Genomic DNA, 17,731 nt, shown 5'->3' on the forward strand with positions numbered 1-17,731 from the left:
ATAACCTTGCGTCGAAATCGAGCCAATATTTTTCTTAGTAAGGCTCATGAGTGAAATGTATCAAATAATTCGTTTTACATCGAGACTTTTCAGGTATCCCTTCAGTATTCTTCAACTTTATCTTGCCTGACCACTCGTTCGAAAGCCTACTTTACTTATACGCATCGTGATATAAGCAGTGGAGTACCACTCCATCAACCCGCTTCAACTTAAAACAACATGTACGAGACACCCACCCTGTATATAGATGGTGAATTTCTAAGCGGCGAAGGCCGTAAGACCGAAGAAATTATCAACCCGGCCACTCACGAAGTACTGGGCCATCTTCCCCACGCCACCCAAGCCGACCTGGATCGCGCCCTGAACGCCGCCGCCCGCGCCTTTGAAACCTGGCGCGATAGCTCTCCCATGCTGCGGTCGGAAATTCTGCGCAAGGTGGCTCAGCTGAGTCGCGATCGCGCGCAAGACATTGGCCGTTGCATGACGCTCGACCAAGGTAAGCCGCTGGCTGAAGCCGTAGGGGAAATCGTTAGCTGTGCCGACCATGCCGACTGGCACGCTGAAGAGTGCCGCCGCATTTACGGGCGCGTGATTACCCCCCGCGACCCTGCTGTTCACCAATATGTCGTGCGTGAGCCGGTAGGCGTCTGCGCCGCCTTCACTCCCTGGAATTTCCCTTACAACCAGGCAATCCGCAAAATTTGCGCAGCGATTGGCGCAGGCTGCACCATCATTCTGAAAGGCCCTGAAGACGCCCCCAGCGCCGTCATGGCTATTGCCCGCATGTTCCACGACGCGGGGCTGCCTCCAGGGGTTCTCAATATTGTGTGGGGGGTGCCGGCCGAAGTCTCTGACTACCTGATCCGCTCGCCCATCGTACGCAAGGTATCGTTCACCGGTTCGGTGCCGGTCGGCAAGCAACTGGCTGCATTGGCAGGCGCCCACATGAAACGCATCACCATGGAACTGGGCGGCCATTCGCCGGTTCTGGTGTTTGAAGATGCCGATGTTCAGAAAGCCGCCAAGCAATTGGCCAAGTTCAAGATCCGCAACGCAGGCCAGGTGTGTGTGTCGCCCACTCGCTTCTACGTACACAACAAGGTCTACGATTCCTTCCTCGAAACCTTTGTTGAAAGCCTGCGCGCCGTCAAGGTAGGCGATGGCTTGGAGGCGGACACAGAAATGGGGCCGTTGGCACACCAGCGCCGTGTTCCGGCCATGAGCCGTTTCGTGGAGGACTCCATAGCGCGTGGCGGTAAGGTGCTGCTGGGCGGCGAGCCACTCGACCGCAAGGGCAACTTCTTCCCTCCCACCGTGATCACCGAAATCCCCGAAGACGCCATGATTATGACCGAAGAGCCCTTCGGCCCGCTGGCTCCTGTCGTACCGTTCAGTGACACAGAAGAAGTGATCCGCCAAGCCAACGCCCTGCCCTTCGGCCTGTCTTCCTACGTGTTTACGACCTCTTTGCAAACCGCCAACCGCGTTTCTCGTGGGCTGGAAGCAGGCATGGTCAACATCAACCATTTCGGCAGCGCACTTCCCGAAACGCCTTTCGGCGGTGTGAAAGACAGTGGTATTGGCAGCGAAGGCGGCAGCGAGACCTTCGACGGCTATTTGGTTACGAAGTTCGTAACGTCCATCTAACGCACCTCATCCGCAATACAGGGCTATGACACAAGTCGTATGCCCTGTATCCTAGGCGGTGCATACCGCGCGCACCAATCTCTTCCGTTTCGTCCGGTCTAGATTCGCCTGGTTTAAGGCGTGGCTTGCTGCCACCCGTGCGCTGTTATGCTGCAGAAAGCTTGAGTCCGGAAAAGCTTGAAGGTGGGAACCATGGTTTTCAACCCGATTTACATTGTCGACGGCGCTAGAACACCTTTTCTGAAAGCGCGCAACACACCGGGGCCGTTTTCAGCTTCCGACCTGGCGGTACAGGCCGGGCGCGAACTCTTATTACGCCAACCTTTTCCGCCCGACGCCCTGGACGAAATGATCTTGGGATGCGTATCCCCCGCGTCTGACGAAACGAATATCGGCAGACTCGTAAGCTTGCGGCTGGGCTGCGGCCATTCCGTCCCGGGCTGGACAGTCTCGCGTAACTGCGCTTCCGGCATGCAGGCGTTGGATTCCGCCCTGCTGACGCTGCAAAGCGGTCGGGCCGACCTCGTTTTGGCAGGCGGCGTGGACGCCCTTTCACGCGCCCCGGTTCTCGTCAATGAAGAAATGGTCAGATGGCTAGGCGGGTGGGGTTCAGCTAAAAGCCTGAAGGCACGACTAGCACAGTTGGGCAAACTGCGGCCCGGCCATCTTGCGCCCGTTATTGGCCTGCTGCGCGGCCTCACCGACACTGTAGCGGGTTTGTCCATGGGGCAAACCGCCGAAAACCTCGCCCACCAGTTTGGCATCAGCCGCCGACAGATGGACGAATACGCCGCCCGCAGCCACGCCCGCACAGTGAGAGCGCAAGAAGACGGCTCTCTGGCGGAAATCATCCCGTTGGTAGACGGGCACGGCAAGCTCTACCCGCACGATGATGGGGTGCGCAACGACACTACACCTGAAAAGCTTGCGGCACTGAAACCCGTGTTTGATCGCCCGTGGGGCAACATCACAGCAGGCAATAGCTCGCAAGTCACGGATGGCGCCGCTGTGTTGCTTTTAGCCTCTGAAAAAGCGGTCGAGCGCTGGGATCTGCGGCCTTTAGGCCGGATTCTTGATGTGCAATGGGCCGGTCTTGATCCCGCATGCATGGGCCTGGGCCCGGTTCATGCCGCCACCCCCATCCTGGAACGTCACGGCATGGGTCTGAACACGCCCGATCTCTGGGAAATCAACGAAGCTTTTGCGGCTCAAGTATTGGCCTGCCTGGCCGCTTGGCAGGATGAGCACTGGTGTCGCACGCATCTGGGTCGCCCCGCCTTGGGCGTGCTGGACGAAGATCGCCTGAATGTAGACGGCGGCGCTATTGCGATCGGCCACCCTGTGGGCGCATCGGGCGCGCGTATTGTCTTGCACCTGCTGCATGCGCTGCGCACCCGCGGCTTGCAGCGCGGCATGGCCGCCATCTGCATTGGTGGCGGCCAGGGCGGCGCTATGCTGATTGAAACAACCCACGTGGCAGGAGGCACAGAATCATGAACTCGGTTCTCCAGCTCAATTTGCGCAACTTCAAAGCGGATCTCGGCGCTGATGGTCTGGTATGGCTGGGCATGGATTGCCCCGACGCTTCAGTGAACCGCCTCTCCAGCGAAGTTTTGGCTGAACTGATGACGGTGCTTGACCACTTCGAGCGCCAACCGCCTGCTGCGCTGATTATCCATTCGTTGAAACCATCGGGTTTTATCGCGGGGGCCGACATTGGGGAGTTCAAGGGGCTCGAGCATGCCGACACCATTGATAAACTGATTTCACTGGGCTGGAACACGTTTCAACGCTTGGCCGCCGCACGTTACCCCACGCTGGCGCTAGTTCGCGGCCATTGCCTGGGGGGTGGATTGGAACTGGCGCTAGCCTGCCGCTACAGGCTGGCCGTCGATCACCCTGATACCTCTTTCGCCCTGCCTGAAGTCATGCTGGGCATCTTTCCCGCCTGGGGCGGCATGAAACGCCTTCCTGCCTTGATCGGTGCCCCGGCGGCGCTCGACATGATGCTGTCCGGCCGGGCCATTGACGCACGCAAGGCACAAAGGCTGGGTCTGATAGATGCCCGGGTGCCGCTGCGCCTCGAAAAGCAGGCCGCCGCCCAGCACGTACGTTCCGGCAAACCCGCCGCGCGCGCGCGCGGTGTGGGTCGCCTGCTGAATCTCCAGCCACTGCGGCCCCTGGTCATGCGCCAGACAGCAAAGAAACTGAACGAGCGCGATCCTTACCAGCACTACTTGGCACCCCGCGCCATTCTGGAGATCTGGGGCCGCCATCAAGGCAACGCCATGGCCGCACCGGGCTGGGTGAAGGAAATTTCTCAGTCAGATACCGCCCGCAACCTGATACGCGTTTTCCATTTGCAGGAACAACTCAAGGCTTTTGGCAAACCGTCTGAAGCGGCGGCAGAAATCCGCCAAGTTCATGTTGTGGGTGCTGGCGCCATGGGCGGAGATATCGCTGCCTGGTGTGCGCTCAAGGGCTTCAAGGTCACCTTACAAGACCAGGATCGTGAACGCATAGCCGACGCTCAGGGCCGCGCACAGGCGTTGTATGCCAGGCGCTTCAAAGAAGCGCGGCTGCGCGTGGCGGCTCAGGACAGATTAATACCCGACCCTCTTGGCCATGGCGTCAGCCACGCAGATCTCGTCATAGAGGCCATCACGGAAAACCTTGAAGCCAAGCAAGCGCTTTATGCACGGATCGAACCTCGCATGAAAGCTGATGCCGTGCTCGCCACCAATACCTCCAGCCTGTCGCTGGCCTCTCTTGGCGCGCATCTACGCGACCCCAGTCGCCTGGTTGGCATCCATTTTTTCAACCCGGTTGCCAAAATGCCTTTGGTGGAAGTCGTGCGCACGGAACAACTCACCCCCACCGCACTCGCTACAGCTCTGGCGTTTGTTGGCAAGCTGGGCAAATTGCCACTACCGGTCAAAGACGCCCCCGGTTTCCTTGTTAATGCCGTACTGGCTCCCTACATGCTGGAGGCCATGCGCTGTGTCGACGAAGGCTTGTCGCCCGAAACCATTGACGAAGCCATGAAAGTGTTCGGCATGCCAATGGGGCCTTTGGAACTGGCCGATACCGTGGGGCTGGATATCGCCCACGCCGCCGGCCGGCAGCTCGCAGGTGAACAAGCGATTCCCCACTGCCTGGAAGACCACCTGTCCCGTAAGCAGCTCGGGCGTAAGACTGGCCGCGGCTTTTACGCTTGGAAGGAGGGCAAACCGGTTAAGCAGCAGCCCGGCACGCCGCCTGCCGACTTGGCGTTGCGGTTAATTTCCCCGCTGGTGAAGAGAACCCATGAACAAGTGGCGCATGGCATCGTCGCGAGCGCAGACCTAGCTGACGCCGGTGTGATTTTCGGAGCAGGCTTTGCGCCATTCTCGGGCGGGCCTTTGCACTGGGATCAGCACAAAGCACCAGAGGTGGTTCCTATTTGAATATCCCCCTGCCACCCATGACGCTTTTAACGCGGAATGCTGAAGCGGTGATACCATCAAAAAACGAATGAATAGGATGAGGGGGAGATATGGAACCCATCTGGCACCAGTACTACCCGCCGGGCGTCCCGACCGACATCAGCGACGAAGCCAAAAACTATCCGTCGCTTGTATCTCTCTTCGAGGAAAGTTGCGCCCGTTTTGTGCGCCACGACGCCTACATCAGTATGGGGGTCAAACTCAGCTATGGCGAACTTGATGAAGCGTCACGCTGTTTTGCCGCCTGGCTGCAATCCATCGGCGTAAAAAAGGGTGACCGCATCGCCCTCATGATGCCGAATCTCCTTCAGTACCCGGTATGCCTGTTCGGGGCCTGGCGCGCAGGCGCCGTGGTAGTGAATACCAACCCCCTGTATACGGCAGCCGAACTTGAACATCAGTTGGCAGATTCCGGCGCCGAAGTCATTGTCATTGCAGAGAACTTCGCCCATACGCTCGAAGATGCGTTGCCAAAAACCAAGATTGAGCACATTGTCATCACCGGGGTTGGCGACATGCTAGGCACACTGAAGGGCGCCCTGACCAACTTCGTCGCTGACAAAGTCAAAAAACTGGTCCCGCCTTATTCCTTGCCGAACGCCCGCCAATTCAACGATATTCTTGTCAGTGGCCGCCAATGCGGCTACCTGCGCCCGGCCTTGCATCCCGAAGACCTCGCCTGTCTGCAATACACTGGGGGCACGACCGGTGTGGCCAAAGGCGCCATGCTTACCCACGGCAACCTCGTGGCCAACGTCTGCCAAGCGCACGCCTGGATAAAGTCTCATGTGGTAGATGGCGAAGAATGCATCGTAACGGCTTTGCCGCTCTATCATATCTTCGCACTGATGGCGAACTGCCTCACCTTCCTGAAGCTGGGCGCCACCAACCTGCTGATTCTTAACCCTCGCGATATCCCGGCCTTTGTTAAAAACTTGGCGTCCGTAAAGTTCACCACCATCACCGGCGTCAACACCCTTTTCAACGGTCTGCTGAACAACGCGGATTTCGCCAACCTGGATTTTTCCCACCTCAAGCTCGCCCTGGGGGGCGGCATGGCGGTGCAGGAAGCTGTGGCCACGCGCTGGCTGGCAACCACGGGCACCCCGCTCACCCAGGCTTACGGCCTGACCGAAACCTCACCCGCCGTTACCATCAACCCATTGGATCGCCGTGATTTCACCGGCTCCATCGGCCTGCCAGTACCCTCGACTGAAATCGCCATTCGGGATCACACCGAAAATGATCTTGGCATTGGTGAAATTGGCGAAATCTGCGTACGCGGGCCGCAAGTCACCCCGGGCTACTGGAACCGCCCAGACGAAACCGCAAAGGTCTTTGATTCCGACGGGTTCCTACGTACAGGCGATATTGGCTTGGTCGACGACCAAGGCTACATTTTCATTAAAGACCGCAAGAAAGACATGATTGTGGTGTCGGGCTTCAATGTGTACCCCAACGAAGTCGAGGCCGTGATCGCCGAGCACCCAGACATCATCGAAACTGCTGCCATCGGCGTGCCGGATGAACATTCCGGGGAAAGCGTGAAGTTATTTGTTATTTCCCGCAATCCCGCGCTCACGGAGAACGAAGTCATCGAGTATTGCCGCAGTAAGCTGACCCGCTATAAATGCCCCAGGCATGTTGAGTTTCGTGATGACCTTCCACGTAGCAATGTCGGCAAAATTTTGCGGCGTAAGTTACGGGATGAGGCGAGGTAAACGGCTAGAGCTTGCTTGAAGTACGGCGCTTTTTAGAAGGTCCGCTATTTCCCGCGCTTGATTGTGAGGTATGCGCGCGCGCGGGGCAACGAAGCCTAGCGCCGCTTCGCCGTTGGTACCAAACCGGAAATACACTCCCACCCCTCGTATACCTTTAGCATAAATGTGGGCGAACCCCTGCATTTGTGTTTCTCTAACCCACTTATTCAGGCGCTGCAGCGTCATTCGGTTAGCTTGGTATTCAGCCTGATGGCGTAGATAGTGCTCAGTGACGGCATCCGAGTCAAAATTTGCCAGTAGCGCAAAACTAGGGATCCCCAGCCCAAGTAAACGGAGCGTGCCAACTGTTTCACCAAAATCCCGCACAGGCCGAGAGCCGATCTCCAAATGCAGGCAATGGCTGTAATCGGCCGAGCGAACCACTAGAAACAATGGCTGATCCAGCTTCCTGACCAGAGACTTCATCAGCGGCTGGTACTCCTGTACCAACGGGGGCCGCAGCAAAGAAGTCTGCCCTAATGAGAATGCTTCCGTTCCCAGACGGTAGCCTTTTGTGTTCTGTTCTCGATGAACAAGCCCCTTGTTCTCCAGAGCCTTAATCATTCTGTGCACGGTGGTGCGGTCCAGGCCTGTATTTTCAGCAAGCGCGGCGACGCTGATGCCCTCAACATGGTGAAGTGAAACCAAGGAGAGCAAATCAAGGGCTCGATCAATACTTTGTGTGCCTCGTGATTTCTGGCCGCGCAAGCGACTGTCGGCTGTTGTATTGCTCAATGACCTGGAAGACACTATGGAAAACCCTTGGTTGTGCACATTGTGAACAAAACAGAATATTCTGTTTGTACCATCTGGGCGCATCTTCTTCAATTGCAATCACTTTCCGAGTAATAGATTGCGAATGAATCATGATGCCGTTCCAGAGCCGTATTGAACCTACAAGTAAAGAGTTTCATCAGCAACGCGAGAGCATGCTGACGCTGGTTGAAGAGCTGCGGTGCCTTGAAAAACGAGCGACTGATGCTTCAGCGCAACGGGCGGCATATTTTGAAAAACGCGGTGCTTTGCTACCCCGAGAACGCCTGAACCGGCTGCTGGACCCGATGCGGCCCTTTCTTCCCATCTGCAATCTTGCTGGTTATGGAATGGGCCCAGAGCCACTCGAGGACACCATTCCAGGCGGCTCCCAATTAGCCGGAATCGGATTTATCAGTGGCGTGCGATGCATGATCGTGGTCAATGATTCCGGCATCAATGCAGGGGCTCTCACTGAAGCAGGCAACCAAAAAATCATGCGTTGCCAGGAAATAGCCCTGGAAAACCGTCTGCCTTTTGTGCAGTTGGTAGAGTCCGCCGGCTCAAACCTCCGTGAGTACCGTGTTGAGAAATTCATTCGCGGTGGAGGCATGTTCTACAACCTGGCTCGACTATCGGCAGCAGGTCTGCCCGTCATTACGGTCGTGCATGGCTCGTCTACCGCAGGCGGCGCATATATGCCTGGGCTGTCCGACTACGTTGTCATGGTGCGTAACCAAGCACAGGCTTTCCTTGCCGGCCCTCCCTTGCTGAAGGCGGCTACCGGAGAAATCGCCACAGCCGAAGAATTGGGTGGCACAAACATGCATGCAGCCGTCAGCGGGTTAGCCGAGTATGTCGCCGAAGACGATGCCCATGCGATTGCCATAGCCCGCGATATTGTTTCCACGTTGGGTTGGGTCAGCCCTCCCCATCAAGATATCGACCCTGCCCCGCCACGCTTATCGCCGGAGGAGCTGGCAGGCGTAATGGTGATGGAGCACAAAAAGCCCATCGATATGCGCGAGGTGATCGCCCGTCTGGTAGACGACTCGCGCTGGATGGATTTTAAACCCGACTACGGCCCGGCAACTGTTTGCGGCCACGGGCGCATAGCGGGCAATACGGTCGGCTTTATCAGCAACAACGGGCCGCTGGACCCAAACGGCGCTACCAAGGCCGCCCAATTCATACAGCTTTGCAACCAAAGCGCCGCACCCATTATTTTTTTACAGAACACCACGGGCTTTCTCGTGGGGCGGCAGACAGAAGAAGCAGGGATGATCAAGCACGGGGCGAAACTGATTCAAGCTCTTTCCAATTCGACCGTACCGAGAATCACTATTTATTGCGGTGCATCATTCGGCGCGGGTAACTACGGCATGTGCGGCCGCGCGTTCAAACCGCAGTTCTGCTTTTCCTGGCCCAATGCCCGTACTTCGGTAATGGGCGGAGAACAGGCCGCGGCAACCCTGGAAATTGTGGAACGCGCTAAAGCCCAGCGGCAGAACCGCCCGGTAGACGAGGCCGCCATTGCTCATCAAAAAGCTGAACTGGTGGCGCACTTCGAGAAACAGGCCAGTGCTTTTTACACCAGCGGGCACCTACTGGACGATGGAGTGATTGACCCACGCGCCACGCGCGATGTGCTGCGGTTTCTCCTAGCCACCGTGCAAGAAGCACAAAGCAGACGTCTACATCCCATCCAATTCGGCACCGCCCGTTTTTAACCCTTTCACACATCGCCTAGCAAGGAAAGCACAATGCTTTACACACCTGAGCATTTGGAACTGATCTCCAGCATACGTCGCTTTGTGACCAATGAGATAGACCCTTTCGTTGATGAATGGGAAGCCGCGGAGATATTCCCCGCCCATGAGCTATTCAAGAAAATGGGGCAACTCGGTTTTCTTGGAATTTCCAAGCCGGAAGCCTTTGGTGGACTGGGTCTGGATTTTTCCTACGCTCTGGCGGCTGCGGAAGCCATTGGGTATGCGCGGGCTCAAGGCGTCAGCATGGCGATCGGGGTTCAAACCAACATGGCAACGCCCGCCCTCGCGGCATTTGGTTCCGATGAGCTTCGTCGTGAATTTCTGGCACCCGCTATTTCTGGCGATATGGTGTGCTCCATCGGCGTCTCGGAACAGGGCGCAGGCTCTGATGTGTCGTCCATCAAAACAACGGCACGCAGAGATGGCGATGACTACGTGATCAACGGCTCGAAGATGTGGATTACCAATGGCACTCAGGCCGACTGGATTTGCCTGCTGGCAAACACATCGGACGGCACACCGCACAAGAACAAATCACTCATCATTGTTCCCCTCAAGCACGAAGGCAAGCGGGTCAAAGGGGTCGAGATACAGAAAATCAAGAAATTCGGTATGTGGTCTTCAGATACCGCACAGATATTCTTCGATGACGTCCGCGTACCCATACGCCACCGTATTGGTGAAGAAGGTATGGGTTTCATTTACCAGATGAAGCAGTTTCAGGAAGAACGACTGGACGGCGCCGCCCGCCGCCTGGCCTGCGGCGAACTGATCGAAGACACGGCCGATTACCTTCGCCAGCGTATCGCTTTCAACCGGCCGCTGTTGGACAACCAGTACATCCAATACAAGCTGGCTGAACTAAAAACCGAGCTTGAGTCACTACGCTCATTAATCTATCGGGCTGCTCAGGCTTACATCCAGGGCGAGGATGTCATAGAGCTTGCCTCAATGGCAAAACTCAAAGCCGGACGCCTTGGTCGTGAGATCGCCGACTGGTGCATGCAGTTCCAGGGAGGTATGGGATACACGTGGGAAAACCGCAGTTCCCGCGCCTATCGAGATTATCGCCTTGGTTCAATCGGCGGCGGAGCCGATGAAGTCATGCTGATGGTGATTGCCCGAAAAATGGGCTTGATGGATTTTAAATCTTGAATACAGGCCGTTTTCTGTATTGTTAGAACGAGACAACCCAATGCACAGCTACAACTTCCGGCATATTGTGGTCCGCGAGCACAACAATGTGCTATTCATCACTTTGCATATTCCTGAAACCCGTAACGCACTGGCGCCAGAAGTCGTCGCCGAGCTGACTCATGTCACAGCATTCGCTCACAACAATACGCATATTCGTGCGCTGGTGATCCGCGGCAGCCAAGGGTTTTTCTGTGCAGGCGGCAATATTGGTAGTTTCCAATCACGTCTGAATCAGCCTGCACCTCAGCAACACGTCAACCCCACAGAAGACCCAGTAGCCCGGCACAACAGACGATTCGGATATTTTCTCGAATCATTTTCCACACTGCCGATACCGGTTATTGCCGTTGTAGAAGGCGCAGCAATGGGAGGTGGCCTGGGTTTGGCCTGCTGCGCCGATGTGGTGTTGGCGACTAAGAATGCAAAGTTCGGGCTTGTCGAAACTACCCTGGGGATTATCCCGGCTCAGATCGCTCCCTTTGTACACGCTCGAATTGGCCGTCGAAATACGCTGCGCTTGGGGTTGTTTGGCGAGCGTGTCTCCGGCACACAAGCACAGGAGCTGGGCATAGTTGATGAACTGGCTGGGGACAGCGCCGGGCTGGACGCACTGTTAGCACAATGGCTGACCAGAATGAGTCGGTGCGCCCCAAATGCCAACCGGGCCTTGAAGAAACTGATCTCTACGAATAACGCTTGTCATCCAGATCACCTGAGCGCGCAACTGGATCACGCCGCCCACCTATTTTCCCACTGCATGAGCGACGAAGGCCCGGAAGGTATTTCAGCATTTCGCGAGAAACGTTCGTCATGCTGGAGCACCGCGTTCACCGCCGAACACGTCCAGGCACTGCAAGCGCCAGCACCTGCCGCCGCCTCAACTCAAAATAAAACACCATGAATGTGAACAAACAGATTCGTCCCTTTCACAGCGTGCTGATAGCCAATCGTGGAGAGATCGCTATGCGAATCATTCACACGGCACGAAAACAGGGCTATCGCACCGTCGCCATTTACTCGGAGGCCGACCGGGATAGTCTGCACGTGCAGGCTGCGGACACGGCCGTGTGGGTAGGCGGGCCTTTCCCCCAGGAAAGCTACCTCAACATTGAAGCCATTCTGCGCGCTGCACGACTTTCAGGTGCAGATGCGATTCACCCTGGCTATGGCTTCCTGGCAGAGAACGCCGATTTCGCTAACGCCGTTGACGCAGCCGGCCTCGTCTTCATCGGGCCATCCGGTGCCGCCATCGAGGCAATGGGAAATAAAGGACGAGCCAAACAGCTCATGCTTGAAGCCGGCATGCCATGCATACCCGGCTATCAGGCGCCCGATCAAACAGACCGTACTCTCACTCAAGTAGCAGAAAAGATCGGCTACCCGATCATGGTGAAAGCATCGGCGGGCGGAGGCGGGCGCGGCATGCGTCTGGTACACACACAGGAAGAGCTGCCTGCCGCACTCGCTTCGGCACGTTCCGAAGCGCAACAAGCCTTTGGCAGTGGTGAGCTGATTTTAGAAAAGGCCATCAGGAGACCTCGCCATATAGAGATACAGATTCTGGCGGACGCACATGGAAATTGTGTACACCTGGGTGAACGTGACTGCTCCATACAGCGGCGGCACCAGAAAATCATAGAAGAAGCCCCCTCTCCCGTCGTGACACCGGAGCTGCGTGAACGCATGGGGGCTGCGGCGATACGCGCCGCCCGTTCCATACAGTACATCGGCGCCGGCACCATGGAATTCCTGATCGACGAGCAGGAGCAGTTTTATTTCATGGAAATGAACACGCGACTGCAGGTGGAGCACGCCGTTACCGAAGCGATCACCGGCCTTGATCTCGTTGAATGGCAGCTACAAATCGCCGCCGGGAATCCCTTGCCGAGAAAGCAAGACGAAATAGATTTTCAAGGCCATGCCATTGAAGCCCGACTGACAGCAGAAGACACGGCAGCGGGTTTCTTGCCCCAAACCGGGACTATCGACTACTGGAGAGCCCCCGACAACCACCAAGAAACGAACGCCGGCGGCTCATTCTCGTCCTTGGGAGTCCGGGTGGATCACGCATTGTGTAGCGGGCAGCACATCAGCCCTTATTACGATTCGCTGCTTGCCAAAGTTGTCGCTCATGGAACCACTCGGGAAGAGGCACGCCGAAAACTGATCCTGGCGCTGGAGCGCTGCGTAGCGCTAGGCATATCGACCAACCAACATTTTCTGACGGAATGCCTCAAACACCCGGAATTCGTTGAAGGCCGAAATGTCCACACCGGATTCTTGCAAGATTATATGAACACCGTTTCTCAAGAATCCCTGAAGCCTTCAAAGCGGACGATTGCTCTGGCTGCTTTCAGCTTGCTGCGCCAGACTGCGACGTGTGACGCCGAACGAGTACCAAGCAGCCGCATACAGCAGGGGGTATCCGTAATCGAGCTTTCATACGATTCACAACACTGGTCCGTGCGCGTATGGCCGCAAGACGGTAGCTGGAATGTCACCGTTCAGGAAATGCCCGAACCCACTGAGAACACGAGCCCGTCCCACTTCCAGCTACGTGACTTTCGCAGGCAGAGCAAGGCCGACATGGCGTTCACGGTGGAGTGCAATGGAATGATGGAGACGATTTTCACCGCCCATCACGACCGCAATATTCACGTGTTTCACGATGGGCAGAGCTGGTCATTTGAAATCGCCAGCAGCCATAAATCCGGGCAAGCGCCACAAGGCGGAGGCCTGATCAGCGCGCCCCTCACCGGCCGGGTCGTAGATGTCGCCGTCAAAGAAGGAGATGTCGTCTCCTATAACCAGCCTTTGGTCGTTCTGGAATCTATGAAGATGGAACACACGCTGCATGCTGAGTTATCGGGCCGTGTGCTGGCCGTGCATGTTGCACCAGGTACTCAGGCCGCTAAAGGAGCGCTCTTGCTGCAAATTGAGGAGCAACTCTGATGTCAAAGGCGATCGATCCATTAAAAGAGAATTGCACTGTACGAATTGGCGGCGCCAGTGGTTTCTGGGGAGACTCCAGCATCGCCACCCCCCAGCTCCTGAAAGTGCCGGGCCTGCAATATCTGGTGTACGACTATCTGGCCGAAACCACGATGGCGATTCTGGCGCGCGCACGTACAAAGAACCCCGGCCTGGGTTATGCCACAGACTTTGTCACCAGCGCAATGGCGCCTCATCTAGCCGTCATTCAAGCTAAAGGCGTGCGGGTCGTATCCAATGCCGGCGGGCTGAACCCCCAGGCCTGCGCCGAGGCTCTGATGCAAGAAGCTGACGAGCAAGGGTTGGAGATAAAAGTTGCAGTCGTGACCGGAGACGATGTCAGCGACCTCTTCCCTGAGCTACGAGAAGCGGGTCTGAAAGACATGTACAGCGGCGATACACCGCCGGCGACGCTGAGCTCTGCCAACGCTTACACCGGCGCTCAAGGAATCGCTCGCGCTTTGGATATGGGCGCAGACATCGTCATCACGGGCCGTTGTGTAGACAGTGCCGTGGTTTTGGGTGTCCTGGCTCACGAGTTCCAGTGGTCATGGAACGACTGGGATCGTCTCGCCGCGGGAACGCTGGCCGGTCATGTCATAGAGTGCGGCGCTCAAGCCACCGGTGGTCTGTTTACTGATTGGCACCTTGTACCTGACTGGGCCAACATGGGGTATCCGGTCATCGACTGTGAAGCATCAGGGGCTTTTACCCTGAGCAAGCCGGAACATACCGGGGGGTTGATCCACCCCGGTGCAGTCGCGGAACAGATTCTCTATGAGGTAGGTGACCCGAGCCGTTATCTGATGCCGGATGTTTGTTGCGATTTTCGTTACATCACCGTCGAACGTGTCGGTGCAGAGAAAGTTCGCGTCAGTGGTGCCCGTGGGACACCTCCCTCCGATAGCTACAAAGCTAATGGAACCTATATTGAAGGCTTCCAGATCCAAACCATGATGGCTATACGCGGTATTAACGCAAAAGCCAAGGCGCAGAAAACCGCCGAGGCCCTGTTAGCGCGGACGAGAACACAGCTGCGAGAAAACGGCTTTGCAGATTACTCAGAAGTCTGTATCGAACTGCTTGGCACTGAATCACTGTATGGCCCCAACGCTCAGGAGCTTCCCACCCGCGAAGTCATTCTGCGAATTGCGGCAAGGCACCCTCACGCCAAAGGTTTGTCATTTCTTAGGCGAGAATGCGCATCGGCAGGCACCTCCATGGGGCCGGGGACGCGCACATCGTTTACCGGGCGCGCCGATATTCAACCGGTATTCAGAGTGTTTTCATTCCTGGTCCCTAAAAACAGAGTGACTCTCCGTATTTCTCTGAATGAAGAGAATCTGGAGATTGCGCCGGCTGCTGTCATTCCAAATATTGAGTGTCCGCCCCCTAGCGAAGAGATTGAAGCAGCAGCTCTTCTTCCAAGCACAACATCAAAAAACACTGTCACGGTTCCTTTAATCAGACTGGCATGGGCGCGTAGCGGGGATAAAGGAGACAACGAGAATATTGGTGTGATAGCCCGTCGGCCGGAGTTTTACCCCGTCATTCTCAAACAACTGACTGCACAGCGGGTCCACAAGTACTTCTCACACCTCGTTCTGGGCGACGTATACCGCTACGAAGTACCCGGCCTCAATGCCGTCAACTTCCTCCTGCTTAATGCGCTGGATGGAGGAGGGGTCTGCAGTCTACGTTCCGACCCATTAGGGAAGTCGTTTGCACAAATGCTGCTTGATCTTCAAATCGAAGTACCTCCAGAAACACTGGAGCTCTGATTCCTTAGCCACCAACTGAGTATTTCAAACCAAGGAGACAATCATGACGACACGACACACCGCGCACACCCCGACGCAGATATCTATTACGAGCACACTGCGACGTTGGTTCTACCGCCACCCTATGCATCGCTGGGCAACGCATGCTCTGTTAGCAGTCGGAGTGCTTGGCAGCGCACCGGCGGCGGCTCAAGATAATTATCCTGATCGACCCATTCGGGTTGTCGTACCGTACACGCCTGGTGGGGTTTCTGATACGGTCACACGCCTGATTACAAAGGGTTTGGCGGACAACCTGAAGACACCTGTTGTGGTTGAGAATCTGCCCGGCGCAAACGGCCGAATCGGATCCCAAGCAGTCGTGCGTTCGGCAGCAGACGGCTACAACTTCTTGGTCGTTGTGGCAGGCCACGTAGTGAATCCCAGTCTGCATAAAGACATGACTTTTTCGCCGCTTGAAGACTTGAAGGGGGTCAGCTTATTTGGACACATCCCCCTTCTCATGGTTTCCAGCGCACAACTGCCTCCCACCAACCTGGCCCAGTACATAGAATGGGCGAAAAGCAATCCCAACAATGCCACTTTCGCTTCCAGCGGCATCGGCTCCGGTGCCCATTTGGTCGCAGAGCAATTTGGTAAGACCGCAAACCTGAATCTCACCCACGTACCGTACAAAGGAATGGCTCCTGCGCTAATTGATTTGTTCTCGGGGCAGGTTTCGATGGCTTTCGATTCGGTGCAAACGATGATGCCGCAAGTCGACGCCGGCAAACTTCGTGCGTTGGCCATAACAAGCGCCCAACGCTGGCCCAGTAGCCCGGATGTCCCGACCATGGCTGAACTGGGCTACCCGACCATGACCGGAGGAAGCTGGATAGGCTTACTTGCTCCAGCCGGCGTACCCGCAGACCGCCTGGAAAAAATTTCTAACGCGGTACAGGCCACAATCGATTCGCCTGAAGTGCATGCCCGGTTGATCGAGTACGGCATTGATCCGGTCGGCGGGACGCCGGAAAAATTTGATCTATTCATGCGCTCTGAATCAGACCGCTGGGCTCAGGTAATTCAACAAGCCAAGATCAGTCTGGAGTGAGTTCAATGAGTGGCATACTGCATGGCGTCAAAGTACTGGATCTCACCCGTGTGATAGCGGGCCCCTTATGTACGCAACACTTAGCTGATATGGGCGCGACCGTCATTAAAATCGAGAAGCCAGGAGAAGGCGACGATACACGACGTATGGGCCCGTTTTTGAAGAATGCGTCCACCCAGAGCGACAGTAATGATTCAGCGCTTTACCTCGCGTACAACCGGGGCAAGCAGTCTGTCACCATTGATTTCACGAAACCCGCCGGAGCCAAACTGATACAAGAGCTCGCCAGACAATGTGACGTCGTTGTAGAGAATTTCAAAACGGGTAGCCTGAAAAAATATGGTCTGGATTACGACAGCTTGAGACAACTCAAGCCCGATCTCATCTACTGCTCGGTTACGGGGTTCGGGCAGTCAGGCCCAAAAGCAGGCTTACCCGCTTACGACTTTATTCTGCAAGGCATGGCGGGAGTCATGAGTACGTGCGGGGTGCCCGATGCCAACCCGGGAGGCGGCCCCATGCGTACCGCCATCCCCATTACCGACGTTGTTACTGGCCTGAATGGCGCAATCGCTATCATGGGTGCACTTTTTCACCATTCTCGTACAGGTGAAGGGCAATTCATCGATTGCGCTATGTTGGATTCTGCCGTGGCTTTAAACGGCCATCTGGCCATCGGCTACCTGATGTCCGGCAAGGTTCCGCAACGAGTGGGGAATACCAACCCAATTGCCGCTCCATCTGAGGTATTCGACTGCAGCGATGGCAGCATCATCATTGCAGCCGGGAATAACAGGCAATTTGAAGCGTGCTGTGGTGTTCTGGGCCTGGCTGACCTCCCTGCCCGCGCCGAGTTCGCCACCAATGTCCAACGAGTAGCGAATCGGAATGCACTACGGGAAATCATGCAGAGCAAAGCGGCGGGAATCAGCCGTGCAACATTGCTGGCGGATCTGGAAGCCGCTGGCGTACCATGCGGGCCCATTAATAACATGGCGGATGTGTTCGGCGACCCTCAAGTGCAACACCGGGAGCTCGCTTTTTCCCTGCCCCATCAGCGCGGTATGTCGGCTCCGACTTTGCGTAGTCCATTAAGCTTTTCTGAAACACCTGTGCGTTACCAAAGCCCGCCGCAACTGGGACAGCACACGCAAGACGTGTTGAGGAATCTGCTCAAAATGGAAGAACCCATGATCGAATCACTGAAACGAGAACAAGTGATCTAAATTACAGTAGCGCATCCATAAAAAAA

General features: G+C 56.2%; 12 protein-coding genes. 11 read left to right on the plus strand and 1 reads right to left on the minus strand.

Going from position 1 to position 17,731, the window contains the following annotated elements; all coding sequences use genetic code 11:
- Window positions 1-219 precede the first annotated feature (219 nt).
- The 4 genes from VRY85_RS03525 (at window position 220) to VRY85_RS03540 (ending at window position 6,853) form a co-directional block, all read left to right on the plus strand.
- Window positions 220-1,647, plus strand: a complete 1,428-nt coding sequence (locus VRY85_RS03525; RefSeq protein WP_414597215.1) for an NAD-dependent succinate-semialdehyde dehydrogenase — start codon at window positions 220-222, stop codon at window positions 1,645-1,647.
- Window positions 1,648-1,839: 192 nt separating this feature from the next.
- Complete coding sequence (locus tag VRY85_RS03530) at window positions 1,840-3,144, plus strand: acetyl-CoA C-acetyltransferase (protein WP_414597216.1); 1,305 nt, start codon at window positions 1,840-1,842, stop codon at window positions 3,142-3,144.
- On the plus strand, window positions 3,141-5,093 hold the full coding sequence (locus tag VRY85_RS03535; protein ID WP_414597217.1) for a 3-hydroxyacyl-CoA dehydrogenase NAD-binding domain-containing protein: 1,953 nt from the start codon (window positions 3,141-3,143) through the stop codon (window positions 5,091-5,093). Before VRY85_RS03530 ends, VRY85_RS03535 begins: the two co-directional genes overlap by 4 nt.
- A gap of 89 nt (window positions 5,094-5,182) precedes the next feature.
- Window positions 5,183-6,853, plus strand: a complete 1,671-nt coding sequence (locus VRY85_RS03540) for an AMP-binding protein (RefSeq protein ID WP_414597218.1) — start codon at window positions 5,183-5,185, stop codon at window positions 6,851-6,853.
- On the opposite strand, the gene VRY85_RS03545 is transcribed toward VRY85_RS03540, so the two are convergent.
- Complete coding sequence (locus VRY85_RS03545) at window positions 6,833-7,726, minus strand: IclR family transcriptional regulator (RefSeq protein WP_414597219.1); 894 nt, start codon at window positions 7,724-7,726, stop codon at window positions 6,833-6,835. The two genes, VRY85_RS03540 and VRY85_RS03545, sit on opposite strands and share 21 nt — an antisense overlap.
- Window positions 7,727-7,758: 32 nt before the next feature.
- Between VRY85_RS03545 and VRY85_RS03550 the strand changes: the two genes are divergently transcribed.
- The 7 genes from VRY85_RS03550 (at window position 7,759) to VRY85_RS03580 (ending at window position 17,705) form a co-directional block, all read left to right on the plus strand.
- Entirely contained in the window at window positions 7,759-9,375 is a 1,617-nt protein-coding gene (locus VRY85_RS03550; protein ID WP_414597220.1) for an acyl-CoA carboxylase subunit beta, read from the plus strand.
- A 33-nt stretch (window positions 9,376-9,408) separates the two neighbouring features.
- On the plus strand, window positions 9,409-10,572 hold the full coding sequence (locus VRY85_RS03555) for an acyl-CoA dehydrogenase family protein (protein ID WP_414597221.1): 1,164 nt from the start codon (window positions 9,409-9,411) through the stop codon (window positions 10,570-10,572).
- Window positions 10,573-10,612: 40 nt separating this feature from the next.
- A complete protein-coding gene (locus VRY85_RS03560; protein ID WP_414597222.1) occupies window positions 10,613-11,515 on the plus strand; it encodes an enoyl-CoA hydratase/isomerase family protein in 903 nt (300 codons plus the stop codon).
- Window positions 11,516-11,577: 62 nt separating this feature from the next.
- Window positions 11,578-13,566 carry an acetyl/propionyl/methylcrotonyl-CoA carboxylase subunit alpha gene (locus VRY85_RS03565; RefSeq protein ID WP_414597223.1) on the plus strand — a complete coding sequence of 663 codons (1,989 nt, stop codon included), beginning with the start codon at window positions 11,578-11,580 and terminating at the stop codon, window positions 13,564-13,566.
- A complete protein-coding gene (locus tag VRY85_RS03570) occupies window positions 13,566-15,386 on the plus strand; it encodes an acyclic terpene utilization AtuA family protein (RefSeq protein ID WP_414597224.1) in 1,821 nt (606 codons plus the stop codon). The genes VRY85_RS03565 and VRY85_RS03570 overlap by 1 nt, the downstream gene beginning before the upstream one ends.
- A 43-nt stretch (window positions 15,387-15,429) precedes the next feature.
- Entirely contained in the window at window positions 15,430-16,479 is a 1,050-nt protein-coding gene (locus VRY85_RS03575; protein ID WP_414597225.1) for a Bug family tripartite tricarboxylate transporter substrate binding protein, read from the plus strand.
- Between the two features lie 5 nt (window positions 16,480-16,484).
- Window positions 16,485-17,705: a CaiB/BaiF CoA transferase family protein gene (locus tag VRY85_RS03580; protein WP_414597226.1), complete on the plus strand. Its 1,221-nt coding sequence runs from the start codon at window positions 16,485-16,487 to the stop codon at window positions 17,703-17,705.
- The last annotated feature ends 26 nt before the right edge of the window (window positions 17,706-17,731 follow it).

The organism is Achromobacter sp. F4_2707, assembly GCF_047501535.1.
Taxonomy (GTDB): domain Bacteria; phylum Pseudomonadota; class Gammaproteobacteria; order Burkholderiales; family Burkholderiaceae_B; genus Yanghanlia.